13 protein-coding genes are annotated in these 19,041 nt (G+C 60.3%); 7 read left to right on the forward strand and 6 right to left on the reverse strand.

All coding sequences use genetic code 11. The features are described from left to right. Position 1 precedes the first annotated feature (1 nt). A complete protein-coding gene (eat, locus tag AB7M23_RS14780) occupies positions 2–1,360 on the reverse strand; it encodes an ethanolamine permease (protein WP_065759549.1) in 1,359 nt (452 codons plus the stop codon). 369 nt (positions 1,361–1,729) lie between these two features. Here eat and qhpR point away from each other — a divergent pair, with 369 nt between their 5' ends. After that, positions 1,730–2,779, forward strand: coding sequence for an AraC-like transcriptional regulator QhpR (gene qhpR / locus AB7M23_RS14785; RefSeq protein ID WP_065759548.1), 1,050 nt, complete (start codon positions 1,730–1,732; stop codon positions 2,777–2,779). 26 nt (positions 2,780–2,805) lie between these two features. Here qhpR and AB7M23_RS14790 read toward each other — a convergent pair whose 3' ends face one another. After that, the gene (locus tag AB7M23_RS14790) at positions 2,806–3,690 is read right to left on the reverse strand and encodes a LysR family transcriptional regulator (protein WP_065759547.1); all 885 of its coding nucleotides are present in this window, start codon (positions 3,688–3,690) and stop codon (positions 2,806–2,808) included. Between the two features lie 114 nt (positions 3,691–3,804). On the opposite strand from AB7M23_RS14790, the gene argC reads away from it, so the two are divergent. Further along, complete coding sequence (gene argC / locus AB7M23_RS14795) at positions 3,805–4,758, forward strand: N-acetyl-gamma-glutamyl-phosphate reductase (protein WP_454241159.1); 954 nt, start codon at positions 3,805–3,807, stop codon at positions 4,756–4,758. A 46-nt stretch (positions 4,759–4,804) separates the two neighbouring features. Here argC and katG read toward each other — a convergent pair whose 3' ends face one another. Further along, the gene (katG, locus tag AB7M23_RS14800) at positions 4,805–7,003 is read right to left on the reverse strand and encodes a catalase/peroxidase HPI (RefSeq protein WP_454241160.1); all 2,199 of its coding nucleotides are present in this window, start codon (positions 7,001–7,003) and stop codon (positions 4,805–4,807) included. Between the two features lie 434 nt (positions 7,004–7,437). Between katG and AB7M23_RS14805 the strand changes: the two genes are divergently transcribed. Next, the gene (locus AB7M23_RS14805; RefSeq protein ID WP_454241161.1) at positions 7,438–8,904 is read left to right on the forward strand and encodes a sodium:solute symporter family protein; all 1,467 of its coding nucleotides are present in this window, start codon (positions 7,438–7,440) and stop codon (positions 8,902–8,904) included. Positions 8,905–9,307: 403 nt separating this feature from the next. Continuing rightward, on the forward strand, positions 9,308–10,876 hold the full coding sequence (locus AB7M23_RS14810; protein ID WP_454241162.1) for a methyl-accepting chemotaxis protein: 1,569 nt from the start codon (positions 9,308–9,310) through the stop codon (positions 10,874–10,876). 782 nt (positions 10,877–11,658) lie between these two features. On the opposite strand, the gene ppnN is transcribed toward AB7M23_RS14810, so the two are convergent. Then, positions 11,659–13,032: a nucleotide 5'-monophosphate nucleosidase PpnN gene (ppnN, locus tag AB7M23_RS14815; protein WP_454241163.1), complete on the reverse strand. Its 1,374-nt coding sequence runs from the start codon at positions 13,030–13,032 to the stop codon at positions 11,659–11,661. Positions 13,033–13,499: 467 nt separating this feature from the next. Here ppnN and AB7M23_RS14820 point away from each other — a divergent pair, with 467 nt between their 5' ends. The 3 genes from AB7M23_RS14820 to AB7M23_RS14830 all read left to right on the forward strand — a co-directional run bounded on the left by AB7M23_RS14820 (position 13,500) and on the right by AB7M23_RS14830 (position 15,398). Continuing rightward, a complete protein-coding gene (locus AB7M23_RS14820) occupies positions 13,500–13,766 on the forward strand; it encodes a ParD-like family protein (RefSeq protein ID WP_065759527.1) in 267 nt (88 codons plus the stop codon). Then, positions 13,763–14,554 (forward strand): type I methionyl aminopeptidase, encoded by a 792-nt coding sequence (gene map / locus AB7M23_RS14825; protein WP_454241164.1) that lies wholly within the window; start codon positions 13,763–13,765, stop codon positions 14,552–14,554. The genes AB7M23_RS14820 and map overlap by 4 nt, the downstream gene beginning before the upstream one ends. Before the next feature lie 127 nt (positions 14,555–14,681). Beyond that, positions 14,682–15,398, forward strand: a complete 717-nt coding sequence (locus tag AB7M23_RS14830; RefSeq protein ID WP_454241165.1) for a hypothetical protein — start codon at positions 14,682–14,684, stop codon at positions 15,396–15,398. A gap of 23 nt (positions 15,399–15,421) precedes the next feature. Here AB7M23_RS14830 and AB7M23_RS14835 read toward each other — a convergent pair whose 3' ends face one another. Together AB7M23_RS14835 and mgtA are read right to left on the reverse strand one after the other, a co-directional pair. Beyond that, positions 15,422–16,447 (reverse strand): lysylphosphatidylglycerol synthase transmembrane domain-containing protein, encoded by a 1,026-nt coding sequence (locus tag AB7M23_RS14835; RefSeq protein ID WP_454241166.1) that lies wholly within the window; start codon positions 16,445–16,447, stop codon positions 15,422–15,424. 12 nt (positions 16,448–16,459) lie between these two features. Next, positions 16,460–19,030, reverse strand: coding sequence for a magnesium-translocating P-type ATPase (gene mgtA / locus AB7M23_RS14840; protein ID WP_454241167.1), 2,571 nt, complete (start codon positions 19,028–19,030; stop codon positions 16,460–16,462). Positions 19,031–19,041: the final 11 nt, after the last annotated feature.

The raw sequence follows: 19,041 nt of genomic DNA on the forward strand, positions 1-19,041 counted from the left end.
CTTACTCGCTGGCCAGTGCCACGGTGCCTGCGTTCTGGCTACGTACCGCGACGCAGAACAGCATGCCAATCGCCATCAGGCCAATGAAGATCCCGCAGATCAAGGTGTTGAACCAGACCATCGCCACCAGGCAGACCACCGCCAGCAACAGCGCAATGGCCGGTACCACCGGGTAACCCGGGGCACGGAAGGTGCGCTCGAGGTCGGGCTCGCTGCGACGCAGTTTGAACAGGCTGAGCATACTGACAATGTACATCACGATAGCGCCGAACACCGACATGGTGATCATCGCCGCAGTCAGGGTCATGCCCTGCAGGTTGATCAGGCCGTCGCTCAGGATGGCTGCGATACCGACTACGCCGCCGGCCAGAATCGCCCGGTGCGGGGTGTGGAAGCGCGACAGCTTGGCCAGCCCTTTGGGCAAGAAACCGGCGCGGGCAAGGGCGAAGAATTGTCGCGAGTAACCCAGAATGATGCCGTGAAAGCTTGCCACCAGGCCGAACAGGCCGATCCACACCAGCATGTGCATCCAGGTCGAATCGTTGCCCACGACCGACTTCATGGCCATCGGCAACGGGTCGTTGATGTTGGCCAGTGTGCGCCAGTCACCCACGCCACCGGCGAAGATCATGACGCTGATGGCCAGGCTTACCAGGGTCAGGATGCCGGCGATGTAGGCACGCGGAATGGTGCGTTTCGGGTCTTTCGCTTCCTCGGCGGCCATGGCGGCGCCTTCGATGGCCAGGAAGAACCAGATGGCGAAGGGGATCGCGGCGAAGATGCCACTCAGCGCGCCCAGGCTGAAGGTGTCGGCGCCGGCCCAGCCACCCAGGGCAAAGCTGCTGAAGCTGAACGCGGGTGCGACCACACCCATGAACACCAGCAGCTCCAGCACGGCGAGGATGGTGACCACCAGCTCGAACGTAGCGGCAATGCTCACCCCGACAATGTTGAGGGTCATGAAGACAAAGTAGGCGCCCACCGCGGCTACCTTCGGATCAAGGTTGGGGTACTGCACATTCAGGTAGGCGCCAATCGCCATGGCGATCGCAGGCGGTGCAAAGACAAATTCGATCAGCGTCGCCATCCCGGCGATCATCCCCCCGGTCACACCAAAGGCGCGCAGGCTATAGGCAAAGGGGCCGCCGGCATGAGGGATGGCGGTGGTCAACTCGGTGAAGCTGAAGATGAAGCAGGTGTACATCACTGCGACCAGCAGGGTAGTCACCAGAAAGCCCAGCGTACCGGCGGTGCCCCAGCCATAACTCCAGCCGAAGTATTCGCCGGAGATCACCAGCCCGACCGCGATACCCCAGAGGTGCAGGGTGCCTAATGTTGGTTTTAGTTGTGATACGGCCATGGTATGTCCCCTTGAAGGTGTACCCGAAAAAATGCCTGGCTGGGAGCATAACCACAGGCCTGCGCTCAAGACTTGACCGACCGGCACGGCCATAATTGCATTCGGTCAACTTTCGCCAAAGGCGCACGGATGGCGCGGACGGCACCGATCATGCCCTCACTTGGGGCAGGCCGGAATCACCCTGCTCAGTGTCACCGAGCGGCAACGGGTGCAGGCGCCACGGCCTACACACTGCCCATTGCACCGAGTATTCGGGTAGCAGTTTGGGGTGTCGGCACACCGGCAACATCCTGTGCTAAAGCGTTTATGCACAAAGGTACGGTATTTGCTTGAAGGGGTGATCGCATTCTCCACACGGTAACAGCAGCCATGTTCCAGTCATCCCTTGCCCAGGCTCCCCTGAATGCCCCTCGTGCGAACAATCGAGGTGTGCTCTCGGCAGCTGCCACTGGTATGGATGCCTTTATCGTCAACCATGGCGGTGACCTGGACCGGGTGTTCGGCCATGCCGGTATCGACCCGGAACAACTCCAGCACCCGACCTTGAGCCTGGCCTTGCCGAACTACTGTCAGGTATTGGAAGAGGCGGCGCAGCAGACCGGGTGCGATAATTTCGGCCTGCGTTACGGCGAGCAGTTCCAACCCCAGGCGCTTGGCCTGCTGGGCTATGTGGGGCTCTGTTCGGCCACCCTGGAAGACGCGCTGATCAACTTTGCGCAGGCCTTTCCCTATCACCAGCACAGTACCTTGATCCGCCTGGTTGATCAGGGCGAGTGCTACAGCTTCGATTACCAGATCCACCACAGCGCTATCCGCCAGCGGCGTCAGGACGCCGAGCTGACCATGGGCATGGCGATGAACCTGGTGCGTCATGTACTTGGGCCGAAATGGGCACCGCGTGAAGTCGCCTTTGAACACGCCCGGCCACAAGACTGGCATGAGCACCGTGAGGTATTCGACGCCCCGGTGTATTTCGAGCGCTCCTGTAACTCCATTTTGATTCCCAAGCGCGAAATCGCCGGCAAGGCCATGCCTGGCCATGACCCGGTATTGCTCACGCTGGTCAAGGATGCGATTCGGCAACTGGGCGAAACCAACGCCGGTCCGGATCTGTTGGAGCAGGCGTGCCAGGCCATCATCACGCTGCTGCCACAGGGTGATCCGAGCCTGGACAGCGTTGCCGATCAACTGCAACTGCCGCACTGGTTGCTGCAGCGTAAATTGCGTGAGCAGGGCCTGAGCTTTACCCAGTTGCTGGATCAGATCCGCCAGGACCTGGCCTTGCAGCATCTGGGGCAGCAAAACCTGAACATCTCCGAACTGGCACCACTGCTGGGTTACTCGGAAACCAGCGCATTTTCCCGCGCCTTCCGCCGCTGGTTCGGCGTCAGCCCGCGCCAATGGCGCAGCGAGCACTAGGCCTGCACAACCCTGCACGCGTTACGCTAGCCTGCCCTCAATGCCCACAGCACGTCCAGTACGTGTTGCGTAGGTCGCTCAACGTCGCCGGTACGGTGGGCGATGCCCAGTTGGCGCCACAACAAGGGCTGTAGTGGCCGCATGACCACCCGCGTATCGGGCAATGGCGTGTCGGCTTCGTGGGGCAGCAGTGTTGCGCCATAACCGGCCGCGACCAGGCTTTTGATGGCGTCGTTGTAGTTCAGTTGAATGCGTGGTGTCGGCTGGTGGCCGTCGTTGGCGAACCACTCGGACGTCAAGCGTGAAAGCCGTGTGCTGTTGTCATTCAGTATCAAGGGCTGGGTGGCCAGCCAATCGGGGGTGACGACCTCCGGGCACGCCCAGCGCGCAGGCAGGAACGCCATGACCGGGTCGCGTCGCCAGGGTTCGATTCGCACGCCCTTCGTTGCCGTTTGCGGGAGCGCGACCAGGCCAATGTCCAGCGTGCCTTCGACCAGTTTCTTCAGCGTCTCTTGCGAGGTCAGCACGGCGACCTGGACGTCGATCTCCGGGTGCTGCTGGCTCAGGGTTTCCAGCGCCTGCGGCATCAACTGGGCGATGGCTCCGGTCGAGGCACCCAGCCGTACGCGGCCAGCCAGCCCCTGCACCTGACGCTGCACCTCCTCAAGGGCTTGCTCGGCATCGGCCAACAAACGCCGTGCACGCTCCACCAGTGTTTCGCCAATCGCCGATGGCTGAACGCGCCCCCGTGTACGCGACAACAGCCGGGCGCCAACCCGTGATTCCAGATCGGCGATATGCAAGCTGATCGTGGGTGGCGCAAGGTTCAGCACCCGAGCGGCTTCGGCAAATGAGCCCAGGTCGGCAATCGCCACCAGCGTGCGCAGGCGGTCCAGGCTGATTTCACGCATGGCGGGTTCCTTGGTCAGAAAAACTGAATGTGATCGTTTGGAAATTCAACTTTTCCTATCTTAAGCCAGCATCGAAGATTAGGCCTGCTGATTTCTGACGTTCGAGAGCACTTCATGACCACTCCTCTTGTATTCATCGATGGCGACCAAGGCACCACCGGCTTGCAGATCCACCAGCGTTTGCGCGGTCGGACCGACCTGCGGTTGCTCACGCTCAGTGCTGAACACCGCAAGGATGCAACTCATCGCGCCGAGGCCATCAATGCCTGTGACATTGCGATCCTGTGCCTGCCCGACGACGCTGCACGTGACGCGGTAGCGAGTATCGAAAACCCCGCGGTACGGGTGATTGATGCCAGTTCGGCGCACCGCACCCACCCGGACTGGACCTATGGCTTCGCGGAAATGAGCCCGGAGCAGGCGCAGCGCATTGCGACGGCGCGGCGTGTCAGCAACCCCGGTTGCTACCCTACGGGGGCGATAGGCTTGTTGCGCCCACTGCGAGAGGCGGGGCTGGTGGGCGCGGACTACCCGATCAGCGTGCATGCCGTATCGGGTTACTCCGGGAGAGGGCGCGCGGGGGTGGAGGCGCATGAGGGGCAGAGCGCGTCGCTCGCACCGGCATTCCAGGTGTATGGGTTGGCGCTGGCGCACAAGCATGTACCGGAAATTCAACAGCACAGCGGCCTGAGTGAGCGGCCGATGTTTGTGCCTGCCTATGGGGCGTTTCGGCAAGGCATTGTGCTGACCATCCCCTTGCAGGTTCGGTTGTTGGCTCTGGGCACGAATGCGCGGCAGTTACACGCGTGCCTGCAGCAGCATTATGCCGGTGCGCAGTACGTGCAGGTCATGTCGATGCATGAGGCCAAGGCACTCACACACCTGGATCCGCAGGCACTCAATGGTACCGATCAATTGCGCTTGATCGTCCTGGAAAACGAACCTGCGGGGCAGGTGCTGTTGGCGGCCGTGTTCGATAACCTGGGCAAGGGCGCTGCCGGCGCTGCCGTGCAGAACCTGGATTTGATGCTGGTAGGCGCAGGCCACCCTTTACCGTCACGCCGGTAAGGGTGGCCTGCTCACGCAGTGGCGACCATGGGCCGCCTGGCCGCAATCAGGCAAGGTCGAAACGATCAAGGTTCATCACCTTGTTCCAGGCTGCCACGAAATGACGCACGAACAGCGGCTTTGCATCGCGGCTGGCGTAGACCTCGGCAATGGCCCGCAGCTGTGCGTTTGAACCGAACACCAGGTCAACGACAGTGCCTGTCCATTTGAGGGCACCCGTCGACCGATCACGCCCCTCCAGTACACCTTCAGTTGCAGCGGATCTCTGCCAGGTCGTGTTCATGTCGAGGAGGTTCACGAAGACATCATTGGTCAGTGTTTCAGGCCGCTGAGTGAACACGCCGTGCGCAACCTGCCCGACATTGCAGTTCAGGGCGCGCAGGCCACCGATCAGCACCGTCATCTCCGGGGCGCTGAGCGTCAGTTGGTTCGCCCGGTCCAGCAGCAGCTCGGCTGCCGATTCTTCAAGCCCGCTGCGCAGGTAGTTACGGAAACCGTCGGCGCTGGGCTCCAACACGGCAAAGGACGCCACATCGGTCTGCTCCTGCGATGCGTCGGTACGCCCGGGTGAGAACGGCACGGTCACCTCATGGCCAGCCCGTTTCGCCGCAGCTTCTATGGCTGCGCAGCCGCCCAGCACGATCAGGTCGGCCAGCGAGACGTTCTTGCCACCGGCCTGGGCGTTATTGAAGTCCTGCTGGATCGCCGTCAGTGTGTGTAGCACCTGCGCCAATTCAGCAGGTTGGTTGACCGCCCAGTCTTTCTGCGGCGCCAGGCGAATGCGCGCCCCATTGGCACCACCACGCTTGTCACTACCGCGGAAGGTGGCGGCCGATGCCCATGCCGTCGTAACCAGTTGCGCGATCGAAAGGTCGGATGCCAGAAGCCGGGCTTTCAGGGTTGCAATGTCCTGCTCCCCGATCAGTGGGTGATCCACCGCTGGAACAGGGTCTTGCCAGAGCAGGGGCTCCTGGGGGACGAGCGGGCCCAGGTAGCGAGAAACAGGCCCCATGTCCCGGTGGGTCAGCTTGAACCAGGCTTTGGCGAAAGCCTCGGCCAACGCCTGAGGGTCTGCGTGGAAGCGTTTTGAAATCGGCGCGTACACCGGGTCCATGATCAGTGCAAGGTCGGTGGTGAACATGATCGGTGCGTGGGTTTTCGTCGGGTCATGTGCGTCCGGTACGGTACCGGCGGCAGAGGCCTCCTTGGGCGTCCACTGGTGGGCACCGGCAGGGCTCTTGGTGAGCGTCCACTCGTAGCCGAACAGGTTCTCGAAGTAGTTGTTGTCCCATTTCACCGGGTTGGTGGTCCAGGCACCTTCCAGCCCACTGGTGATGGTGTTGGCGCCGTTGCCGCTGCCAAAGGTGTTTTTCCAGCCCAGGCCTTGTTCTTCGAGCGTCGCGGCTTCCGGCTCGGGGCCTACATACTGGCTTGGATCGGCGGCGCCGTGGGCTTTGCCGAAGGTGTGGCCGCCGGCGATCAGTGCCACGGTCTCTTCGTCATTCATGGCCATGCGGGCGAACGTCTCACGAATGTCCCGTGCTGCCGCGAGCGGGTCCGGGTTGCCATTCGGGCCTTCCGGGTTCACGTAGATCAGGCCCATCTGAACCGCGCCAAGCGGGTTTTCAAGTTCGCGATCACCGCTGTAGCGCTCGTCTGCCAGCCACTTGCCTTCCGGCCCCCAATAGATGTCGTCTTCGGGCTCCCAGATATCGACACGTCCACCGCCGAAACCGAAAGTCTTCAGGCCCATCGAGTCCAGGGCGACGTTACCCGCGAGCACCATCAGGTCAGCCCAGGAGAGACTGTTGCCGTACTTCTGCTTGATCGGCCAAAGCAACCGCCGTGCCTTGTCGAGGTTGCCGTTGTCAGGCCAGCTATTGAGCGGCGCAAAGCGTTGCGCACCACCCCCTGCGCCACCGCGCCCGTCAGCGATACGGTAGGTGCCTGCGCTGTGCCAGGCCATGCGGATGAACAGAGGGCCATAGTGGCCGTAATCGGCAGGCCACCATGCCTGCGAGTCTGTCATCAGGGCATGCAGGTCTTTGATCACCGCATCCAGGTCGAGGCTTTTGAACGCCTCGGCATAGTTGAAGGCTTCGCCCAGGGGATTGGCCTGGGGGGCGTGCGAGTGGAGGATTTTCAGGTTGAGTTGATCAGGCCACCAGTCGGCATTCGAGGGTGCCCCGGCTGTGGTGGGTTTGCGAGCGCCGCCCGCGAACGGGCAGGTTGCTTCGTTAGACATGATGCTCTCCTGTGATGTCCGGTTATCCGTCAAATCAGCGTGGAACCTGACGGTGGCGCCAGCCAATAGGTTTTCAGTATGGGATTCATAGTAGACAGGGAAGGTGAACAGTCTGGCGCTTTCGGATGTTTAAAATAATCGACTGGCGGCGGTGGGGAAGGTGTCTTTTAAGCCACAAAAATCCGCTTTACCCAAAAAAACGTCGCATTTCGTCTTTTTTTATCCAAATTCCAGCGGTAATTGTTTGACATATTTAACGGCTTTGGCAGACTGCAAAGCCGTTGTCATAAGTGGTTACGATTTCCTCGTGCTGGTTACAGATGAGCCGTCGTGCCGCCTGCGATACGCAAACAAAAACAACATAGTCAGTCGCGCTGCCCCTGCACGAGCCATGCTCGTCAGCCCGGTGTCGGACGAGCCAACGGAAAGTACAAATGCTGATTTGGTTTGTTGCGCTTTATCTGCTGCTCACGGTAGGTGTCGGTTTCTACGCGTCCACTCGCGTGAAAAACTCCAGGGACTTCGCTGCCGGTGGTCGCAGCATGTCCTTCCCGCTGGTCGCCGCGATGGTATTCGCCACCTGGTTCGGCTCTGAGGCCGTATTGGGGATACCTGCTACCTTCATCCAGGAAGGTTTCGCCGGCATTATCGAGGACCCTTTCGGTTCCTTTGGCTGCCTGATGTTGGTCGGCCTGATTTTCGCCCGCCCCCTCTACCGCATGAACCTGCTGACGCTCGGTGACTTCTTCCGCAAGCGCTTTGGCCCGAACGTGGAAATGATCACCAGTATTGTGATCATCCTCTCCTACCTTGGCTGGATTGCCGCACAGTTCACCGCACTGGGTGTGGTGTTCAACGTGCTCTCTGACGGCGCCATCAGCACCACCCAGGGCATGTTGATCGGCGCGGTGATCGTGCTGCTTTACACCTTGTTCGGCGGTATGTGGTCGGTTGCGCTGACAGACTTCATGCAGATGCTGATCATTGTCGCCGGCCTGGTTTATCTGACCTGGCTGATCGGTGACATGGCGGGCGGGCCTGCTGCGGTCATTTCCCATGCGGCCAACGAAGGCAAGTTCAGTTTCATGCACAGCTTCGAGCCGAAGGACTTCGTTGCCTTCATCGGTGCTGCGGTGACCATGATGTTCGGCTCGATTCCGCAGCAGGACGTTTATGCGCGGGTCATGTCGGCCAAGACCGAGAACATCGCAGCGCGCGCATCGATGGCAGGCGCCTGTTTCTACCTGGCCTTCTGCATGCTGCCGATTTTCCTGACCTACGCGGCCTCGATGATTGATCCGGCGATGGTTCAGCAATGGCTGGCTGAAGATGCCCAGATGATCCTGCCGCACCTTATCCTGGAGCGGACCCCATTGTTCGCCCAGATCATGTTCTTCGGTGCGCTGCTTTCGGCGATCATGTCCACCGCCTCTGGCACACTGCTGGCGCCGTCGGTGACCTTTACCGAGAACGTGCTCAAGCGCTTTTTGCCCGACATGAACGACAAGCAGTTCCTGCTGGCCATGCGCCTGACCATCCTGGTGTGCGCCATGGTCACGTGCCTGTTCTCACTGTTCTCCAATGCCAGCATCTACGAGATGGTGGGCAATGCCTACAAAGTGACCTTGGTTGCCGCTGCGGTGCCGTTGTTCGCAGGCCTGTTCTGGAAGCGCGCCACCACTCAGGGGGCTCTGGCCTCGATGGGTTTGGGCATGGCGTCCTGGCTGTGGCTGGAATACACCCATACCGATGCTGACTTCTGGCCACCGCAACTGGCCGGGCTGCTGTTCAGCTGGCTGGGCATGCTGCTGGGGTCGCTGTTGCCGCAGATCTCGACTGCCCGCGCCCCGGTTCGCGAGCACGGGGTGGGCAACGCCTCGGGTGCTGTCGCTGTCGAGTAAGCCTCGCGATAACGAGCCGATTGGCTGACGGTACGAATGAACGGGCAGTGCGCAAGCGCTGCCCGTTTTTTTGCGCGCAAACCAGACGCGCCTGCCCGTGAGAATTTCAAACACGGCGAAGACTTCTGTGAACACATTTCTGCAGTCGATGTCGCAACGCCGGGCAAATGGGTCATTTCTGCGAGAAGTAGTGAGTAAAACGCACGAAAACAACGGAAATTCAGCGCCAAAATAGTGGCATATTAATTGCTTCCGGGGCCTCGTATGGTTCGATAACTATAAGAGGGTCCAATTGCTATGACCATCACTTGCGTTGCTTCCCAGCATGTCGAGGTATCCTCGATTGCCTGCCAATGGCGCTTCACACGCCTCATGTCCTCAGCGTATGAAGAGAGCCAATGCTATGTTTTTTAAGTATTCCTTGCGCACGCAAATGCTGACGCTGCTGGGCGTCGGCCTGATGCTGGTGCTGTGTTCAGCATTGGTGTGTTTCAGCCTTTTCGCTAATAGCCTGAATACCTACAACGCGTTGCTGACGCGCTCTGCCCAGGCATCGAAGTATGTCAATGAAGCCAGCCTTGCATTCAAACGCCAATCTCAGGCGTTCAGTAGCGCAGAGCGTGGCCTGGCCGTGTTTGAAACTGAAGAACGCAAGGTTAGGGAGTGCTTGGCCAACGTGCTGGCGCTGGATATGGATCTGTCGCTAAAGGCCAAGGTCAATGACCTACTCAGCGCACATCAGGTATTCGGCGATCAGTATCGTGAGCGTCACGACGCCGTCGCGACCAATGGTGTGGACAACGGCATGGATCGGCCCGTCAGTGAGCAGATGGACGCCTTGGTGGAGCAGCTCTATCAAGACACCCAGACCCAACTTGGGCAGGTCGATGCCCATGCCGAGCGTATTGGCTGGGTCGGTACCCTGGCGCTGTTGCTGGTCAGTGTGCTGACGTGGCTGTTTGGCATGTGGTTGATCAACCGCAACCTGATCACACCATTGCGTGGTCTGATGGCGTCTATCGTCCAGCTCAGCCAAGGTCATTTTGGTCAGCGGATCAACAGTCACCGAGGCGATGAGCTGGGGCGTCTGGCGAAGGCGACCGACGCGCTGCATGACGTGCTCTCGGACACCTTCGCCGGCCTGAAACACGGCACCCGGCAACTGGATACCGCCAGTGACGAATTGAAGACCATCGCCAGCCAGTTGGGGCAGGGTGTTGAAAATCAGGGGTTGCGTACCGATCAGGTGGCGACTGCGATGCAAGAAATGGCCTCTGCGGCCCAGGAAGTCGCCAGCCATACCGCACAGGCAGCCCGTGCCGCTGACGATGCCGAGAACGCCACTCAGCAGGGCGAGAAGGCCATGCTCGGCATGGTCAAGAGCATCAATGACATTCGCGACGAAATCACCGGTACGGCCAGCGTTATCCATCGCCTGGAAGCCGACAGTGGGCGCATCGGCGAAGTGCTGGCGGTGATCCACAGTATTGCAGAGCAGACCAACCTGCTTGCGCTTAACGCGGCTATCGAAGCCGCCCGAGCCGGCGAACAAGGCCGAGGCTTCGCCGTCGTAGCGGATGAGGTGCGTAACCTGGCGCAGCGTACGGCGCAGTCAACGGCGGAAATCAATACCATTATTGATGCCGTGCAAAAGGGCGCGGAGCGCGCGGTGCAAGCGATCGAAAGTGGTAAGCGCAGCAGCGAGAATGGCGTCGAGCAAGTGCGGCAGGCCGGCGAAATTCTCAGTGGCGTTACTGGCGCGGTGCAGACCATCCGCGATATGAGTCAGCAGATCGCCACGGCCGCTGAAGAGCAAACACTGGTCACGGAAGATATTTCGCGCAACCTGTGCGAGCTGGTGGCGATTGCCGCGAGCAATCAGGAAAGCGTGCGCCGCACTGAAGGGGCCAGCAAGAACCTGCATCATGTGTCCAGCACCTTGGCTGAGCTGACCGGGCGACAGAGCTGTTGATGACGAAACCAATCCGAAGCGTTCACCTGCCGTGTGGGGTTGCTCGGTCAAGTGGTGGTCATTGTCGGAATCTGAAGCAGGTTCATTTGCTGTTCACCACATCAAAAAATCCGAGCGCCATCTCAATGCTGGTGAGGGTGGACCAGAGTGCGCTGAGGGTTTGGTTGTCGACCACCTCACAGGCTTTTGCGTTGGCGGCGTAGGCGGAACGTAGAAAAATGGATAGGTGTATCAGGGCATCTTCGGCATTGATGCAAGGACGGACGCTGAATAGCGGGTCGTGACCACCTTCGCAGGAGCCGAAAGTAGCGCTGGCGGTTTTTTGCAGGGTACAGGTGGGGGCGGATCGGGAACGACTTTTTGAATGGTGAACTCCTTTTGCAATGGAGCTGCCAGCTATCGCCGCGAAACGATAGGGTGGCAGCTGTACGCAGGTTCGCGGACCGAGGCAAAAGGAACTCGGCAGACCCGAAGGTCTCCCACGCACAGCCGCCATTACTCAGAAAACGGGCACAAAAAAAGCGCCTGGAATTGTGTTGGTGGGGCGCTGTAGCGCCTTTTGCTATTCGGGCCGCGACGCCCGGTCACTGAATTTGCAGCGACTGTATAAGGTTATCGGGGTTAGGAAGGGTATCCAAGCAATGGATCTGACAGGATTTGGGGTTACTGGCGTTAGCGACCGAGCCCTCAGAGAACGGAAAGCATCGCCTACAAGGTGGGCTCCTGCGACGCAGGTGTAGACGCCTGCCTTGTCGGCGATAGGGGGGTAGAGGTTCTAACGGTCAGGTCACGACTCGGTAGCACGGCTCGTACGCCGCTCCGCCCGGCAGTTTCATCCTGTGCTGCTCGACGAAGGCCTTCAGCAGGCGGTCCAGCGGCTGCATGATTGCCGCGTCACCGTGGATTTCATACGGGCCGTGTTCTTCGATCAGACGAATGCCTTTGTCCTTCACGTTACCCGCGACGATGCCGGAGAAGGCACGGCGCAGGTTGGCCGCCAGTTCGTGCGGCGGTATATCACGGCTCAGCTTCAGGTTGGCCATGTTGGTGTGGGTTGGGTCGAACGGGCGTTGGAAGCCTTCGTCGATCTGCAGCAGCCAGTTGAAGTGGAAAGCGTCGTTACGTTCGCGGCGGAACTGTTTGACGGTCTTCAAGCCTTCGGTCATTTGCCGTGCCACTTGGGCCGGGTCGTCGATGATGATCTGGTAGTGACGCTGTGCCGCTTCACCCAGGGTTGCGCCGACGAACGCATGCAGTTGGTGCAGGTAGGCTTCGGCGCTCTTTGGCCCGGTGAGGATGACCGGGAATGGCAGGTCCTGGTTGTTCGGGTGCATGAGGATGCCGAGCAGGTAGAGGAACTCTTCGGCCGTGCCGGCGCCGCCCGGGAAAATGATGATGCCGTGGCCGACGCGGACGAAGGCCTCAAGGCGCTTCTCGATGTCCGGCAGGATCACCAGTTCGTTGACGATCGGGTTGGGGGCTTCCGCAGCGATGATGCCCGGCTCGGTCAGGCCCAGGTAGCGTCCGCTGTTCATGCGCTGCTTGGCATGGGCAATGGTGGCGCCTTTCATCGGGCCTTTCATCACGCCGGGGCCGCAGCCGGTGCAGATGTCCAGTTTACGCAGGCCCAGTTCGTGGCCGACCTTCTTGGTGTACTGGTATTCCTCGGTGCTGATCGAGTGACCGCCCCAGCACACGACCATTTTCGGTTCGAGCCCAGGGCGCAGGGTGCGGGCGTTGCGCAGCAGGTGGAAGACGTAGTCGGTGATGCCTTGGGAGCTGCTCAAGTCGATGCGCAGGCTGTCCAGCTCGTTCTCGGTGTAGACGATGTCTCGCAGGGCGCTGAAGAGCATTTCGCGGGTGCTGGCAATCATTTCGCCGTCGACGAAGGCGCCGGCGGGTGCGTTGATCAGCTCCAGGCGCACGCCACGGTCCTGCTGGTGGATACGGACTTCGAAATCCTGGAAGGCGTCGAGAATGGTCTTGGCGTTATCGACGTGGGCGCCGGTGTTGAGGATGGCCAGCGTGCACTGGCGGAACAGTTGGTAGATGCTGCCCGAGCCGGCTTCGCTCAATTGCTGAACTTCGCGCTGGGACAGCGTTTCCAGGCTTCCTTTGGGACTTACCGACGCGTTGATTACATTTCTTGGGATCATTGTGTAATTCCTTTAAACGATGCCAGCCTGCCTGGGGTGGCCTGTGGCATTCGGAGGGTTGACACCGAACGTCGCCGCACAGGGCAGGTACTTTTCAAGCGCTCGGGCGATAACGCAAACACGGTTCTCAGGTCCTCCGTCAAATGTGCGTTCAGGTTATGGCTGATACCTCGTCGGGTTGTTGCCAGTAACCTGAAAGCACTGTGTGTTCAGGCGGTTACATTACTAATGCCACACTTTGCCGGGGCCTGTCTTTGAAAAAATACGAGAAAGGTGTGTCCTGGTACGCACGTGCCGGGTACTGCCCTTGACGCTGGGGCAGGAGGCAGGTTGCGTTTGTGCTGTGCAGCCGGGCTGAGGGGTAGGGCGTCGATTTGAGCATAGGCCGTGGAGCGAGGAACATTGCAGAAATTGCCGTGCCTTTGTTAGCGTATGAAACGTATACGTTGCATATACGGAGCCTCATCGTGGGTATCGTCAAGATTTCAGAACAGATGCATGAAGATCTGCGCCTTGCCAGCAATGCACTGAGCCGCTCGATCAATGCGCAAGCCGAGCACTGGATGCGCATTGGCATGTTGGCCGAGCTGCACCCAGAACTAGATCACAGCGCAATCTGCCGCCTGCTGATTCGTGCCGAACAGGCGGGTGGCCTGCATTTGGGCCAGCTTTCTGCACTGGCCGCTGCTGCATCTGGCGCCCGCGTCAAAACCGCCGTGGAGGCTGGACAATGAGCAAGAAAATTACCCTCAAGACACCCGCCGAAATTGCCATGGCGCGTGTGGCCGGAACACTGGCTGCCGAGGTATTGGCGATGATTGCGCCGCACGTCAAACCGGGCGTTTCGACCAATGAGCTGGACCGTCTGTGCCATGACTACATCGTCAACGTACAGAAGGCCATACCGGCCAACGTCGGTTACCACGGCTTCCCGAAAACCATCTGTGCGTCGGTCAACCATGTGGTCTGCCACGGCATTCCCTCGGACAAGCCGCTGGAAGAGGGCGATATCGTCAACATCGACATCGCGGTCATCAAGGACGGCTGGTTCGGTGACACCAGCCGCATGTATTTCGTCGGCAAGCCCCGGCCTGAAGCTGAACGTCTGGTCAGCACCACCTATGACGCAATGTGCGCCGGCATTCGCGCCGTGCGCCCGGGCGCTACGCTGGGTGATGTCGGCCATGCCATCCAGCGCGTGGCCGAGCAGGCCGGCTACAGTGTCGTACGCGAGTACTGCGGGCACGGTATCGGCAAGGTCTATCACGACGAACCACAGGTGTTGCACTACGGTACGCCGGGGCAGGGGCTGACGCTCAAGCCTGGCATGGTGTTCACCATCGAGCCGATGCTCAATGCCGGTAAGCGGCATGTGCGCACCCTCGGCGATGGCTGGACGGTCATCACCACCGACCGCTCGCTGTCGGCGCAGTGGGAGCACATGGTTGCGGTGACCGAGAACGGCGTTGAGGTGCTGACGCCCTGGCCGGAGGGTGCGCAGGGCAATTCGGCGACTGTTTGAAGGTGGGCGCCGATGTGCAGGCGTCGAGGCGAGCACGCGCTATAGTTCAGGGAAGCCTTTGATCAGCAGTCAGGCTTTCCTGGGGTTTACCGACCACGCGTACTAAACGTCCTGACGGGTAATTGAAATGCGCAACCTGATGGTGCTGTTGGGCATGATAGCTGCCCTGTCGTGCGCTTTCGCTGAAGAACAGGGGCCCGCTTTTCCGTACATTGTCGACGGCACCAACAGGATTACCGCGATACTGTCCGAGTCCCCGACGCCCAGTCGCAAGGACCTGATCAAAGTCAGCACCATTGCGTGTGACGCGTTGAAACAGTTGCTGATGGATCAGAGGTTTTACGAAGGGCTGTTTGCCGTTGCGAATACGATGCCGGATACCGCACCCGAACGGGCGAAGTGGGTGCGTGATATTGAGCTGTTCAACCTGCGTTTTCTGGCCATCGAACAGCGGACGTTTGAAAGGGCCGGGCTAGATGAGCGCGCCACCAAGAGCCTGGTGGACGCCTTGAGCAAGTACCGCTCCAGTGTGTCCAACAAGGTTGATCCCAAGGTCATGATCGATGCCATGGGGCGTGTGAAGGATGACTTCTGTAAAAGCGCTGTCGAGTTGCAGGACTTGGAAGACAAGGCCGTCGAACAGGCTCAGGTCGCGGCGTTGGCAGAAAGGTCAGCATGGCGCTGGAAGGGTATCGCCGTCATTGCCCTGGACGTCGGTGCTGCTGCTGCGATTATTGTTGGCAGTGGACCCGCGGGGGCCGTGGTCGCAGGGCCCGCTGTCACGGTCGTGGCCGGTGGGTCTATCGCGGTCGGCCAAGATATGATGGGGCGCGGAAAAGACTGACCGGCTAGTGAATCACCTGTTGGCTACTGCGGGCTCCTCTCTCGCAGCGCGCTACGCGATACCAGTATGCCCGGCAGCATCGGCGCCCAGAAACTCAGGCCGCGAAACAGCAGCGTCGCGGAGAGTGCCACGGGCAGTGCAATGCCCGCCCAATGCAGGGCACTGACCGCGCCGCCTTCAAATACGCCCAGCCCGCCGGGCGTTATGCCGATACTGCGCAACAGGCTGGCCAGCATGAAGGCGGCATACACGCCGCTCCAGTCGGCATGGGCTCCCATGGATAGCACCAGCGCCCAGAGGGTGGTGGCGTCCAGGAGGAAAATGCTCAGGTCCAGCAGGGTCGTGGTAGTCAATAGGTGCGGGTTACGGGTCAAGCCTGCGTCGGCTTCGTTCAGGGTGTCGAGGCTGTGTTTGACCCAGCGGTACCGGGTGATGCCGTTCAATGCGCGTGTGGGTTGATGCCCTTGCAACAAGGCCAGGCCGACGACCACGGCCAGGCTGCCCACGGTGAACAGCGTACAGGCGGTGATCAGCAGGGGGCTTGCATGCCCGTCCACGATCAGGATGACCAGCGCCCAGGCGATGGCCACTACGTAGGCAAGCATGTAGGAGAACATGCTGATGACAAAGCAGGAGATCACCACTGGGCGTGATATGCCGAGGCGCTCAAAGGCCGTGCTCACGGCGACGGCGCCGCTGACGCCATAGGTCGGTAGGGCCTGATCGAAGAACAGTTTGAGTAGCCCCAGCCTGCAGGCTTTCATCAATGACAGTCGGGCATGACCGGTGCGCGTGATTCGCCGATAAATCTGCCCCTGAACCACATAGGTCATGGCTTGCAAGGCCAGCGCCAGAACGAACCAGCCAGGCTGCACTTGTTGACTCAACTGGAGCAGGCTCTGTGCTTCCGAGAGATGCAGTGCGACGGCCACGACCCCTGCAAGTGATGCGGCTCCCAAAAGCCAGGAACTCCAAAGCACACCACGTGAACGCATACTGCGCAGGGCCGAGGACGAGCGGCTGTTGTGCGGGTTGTCAGGGCTGCTCATGTTTCACGCTGGCTAGATCAATGGGCGAGCAGGACGAGGCCTGGCTTTAGCTCGTTGTATGTAGTGGTAGAAAAAGCGTTTGGCCAGTTCGACCATCATCAGATAGACCAGCACCATGGCCCCGAGAATGGCGTAGAAGGCCGGGGGCAGCGGTACGAAGCCGAAATAGTGGTTCAAGGGTGAGTAGGGCAGTGCCAGTGCCAGTGCGACGACCGTCAGCGAGGTCACGGTGAGTACCGGGTTGGCGCGGCTCTTTAGGGGGTTGCCACGGGTGCGGATGATAAAGATCACCAAGACCTGGGTGCACAGCGACTCAACAAACCAGCCGGTCTGGAACAGCCCTTCATTGGCCTTTAGAACCTGCAGCATGATGTAGAAGGTCAGGAAGTCGAACAGTGAGCTGATCGGCCCAATGATCAGCATGAAGTTGCGGATAAAGGCCAGGTCCAGCACCTGTGGGTGGCGCATGTCCTCGGTGTCGACCTTGTCCAGTGGGATCGGCACCTCGGAGATGTCGTAAAGGATGTTGTTGAGCAGGATCTGTGTCGGCAACATCGGAAGAAACGGCAGAAACAGCGCTGCGCCGGCCATGCTGAACATGTTGCCGAAGTTTGAGCTGGTGCCCATCATGATGTACTTGAGGATATTGCCGAAGGTACGCCGACCTTCCAGTACCCCGGACAGCAGCACATGCAGGTCTGGCTTGAGCAGGATGATGTCAGCGGCTTCCTTGGCAACATCGACCGCCGAGTCTACCGAGATGCCGACATCGGCCGCGTGCAGCGATGGCGCGTCGTTGATACCGTCGCCCAGGTAGCCGACGACATGACCCCGGGCGCGCAGTGCCAGCAGCACGCGTTCTTTCTGCCCGGGATTGACCCGGCAGAACAGGTTGGCGGTTTCGACACGGGCACGCAGGGCATGGTCGTCCAGCAGGGCGATTTCCTTGCCAGTCAGCAGGCCGGTCACGGGAATGTTCAACTGCTCGCAGACATGCTGTGTGACCAGGTCACTGTCGCCGGTCACAATCTTGATCGACACACCCACTCTGGCCAATGCAGACAGCGCTGCACCTGCGCTGGCTTTCGGTGGGTCGATAAAGGCGCAAAAGCCGACCAGTATCAACTGCGCCTCATCGCCTACGACGGCATGGGCATGGGTTTGCTCTACCGTACGCCAGGCGATACCCAGCACCCGCAGGCCTTCCTGTTCCAACGCGTGATACTGGGTATGAATCGCTAGCCGGTCGGCCTCGCTCATGGGCCGGGCCTGGGCATCGGGGCCGCTTTCATAGTGGGTGCACAGCCCGATCACGTCGTCCGGTGCGCCTTTGACCAGCAGCCAGCGCTCCTGGCCGTTGTCGATCAGTACGGAGACACGTCGACGCTCAAAGTCGAAGGGCACCTCATCAACCTTGCTCCAGGTGCCCGGGTCGAAGTGGCTGGTGGCAAGAATGGCCTCATCGAGCGGGCTTTTCAGCCCGGTTTCAAAGTGGCTGTTGAAATAAGCCAGCATCAACGGGCGGTCGCTAGGCTGGCCCAGTGGGTCGACATGCCGCTCCAGGTGGATGACCGCTTCGGTCAAGGTGCCGGTCTTGTCGGTACACAGGACGTCCATAGAACCCAGGTCCTGGATCGCCGAGAGGCGTTTGACGATCATGTCCTTGCTCGCCATGCGCAGTGCGCCGCGTGAAAGCGTCACTGACACCACCATGGGTAGCAGCTCAGGGGTCAGGCCGACGGCTAATGCGACCGCGAAAATGAACGATTCCAGAAGGGGTTTGTGCAGCGCGACATTGACCAGCAGCACGAACAACACCATCAGCACCGTCAGGCGCATGATCAGCAAACCGAAGTGGCGTGTGCCCAGCTCAAACGCAGTGGGCGCAGACTGGCGGGAGACGCTGTCGGCAATGGCGCCGATGGCCGTTTGTGCCCCCGTTTTGACCAGCCATACCGTGGCGCTCCCGCTGATGACCGAGGTGCCCATAAATACCGCATTGCTCGCGTCGGCCAGTTCTGTGGCCGACGCTGGTGGCAGCTGTGCGTGTTTCTCAACAGGGTAGGGTTCGCCGGTCAACAGGGCCTGCTTCACGAAAAAGTCGCGGGCCTCGATCACCCGGGCATCTGCGGGAATCAGATCGCCGGCGCTAAGTTCCACGACATCCCCCGGTACAACCTCGGTTACGGCGATCTCCTGTGTCGTGCCATCACGGCGCACACGGGTACGTACCGCGACGGTATGGCGCAGTTTCTCGGCGGCGGCATTGGCGCGGTACTCCTGGACAAAGTCCAGCGTCACGCTAAGCATGACGATGCAACTGATGATGACGAAATTCACCACCTCGCCGCTGAGGGCCGAGATGGCGCTGGCGGCCAGCAGAATGATCACCAGCGGGTTGCTGAAGCGGCTCAGGTACTGACGCAGGATCGACCGTTGCTGTGTGCTGATAAAAGCATTGGGGCCGAATTGCGTCAGGCGGCGTTTTGCTTCGGCAGCCGAAAGCCCTGAGGTGAGGGTCGAACTGGCCTCAGTTGGAATCGGCTCCAGCCACCATGCTGTGCTTGGTGCACTGTTCGCCATGTCAGTGCCCT

This window comes from Pseudomonas sp. HLS-6 TE3448 (genome assembly GCF_053629555.1).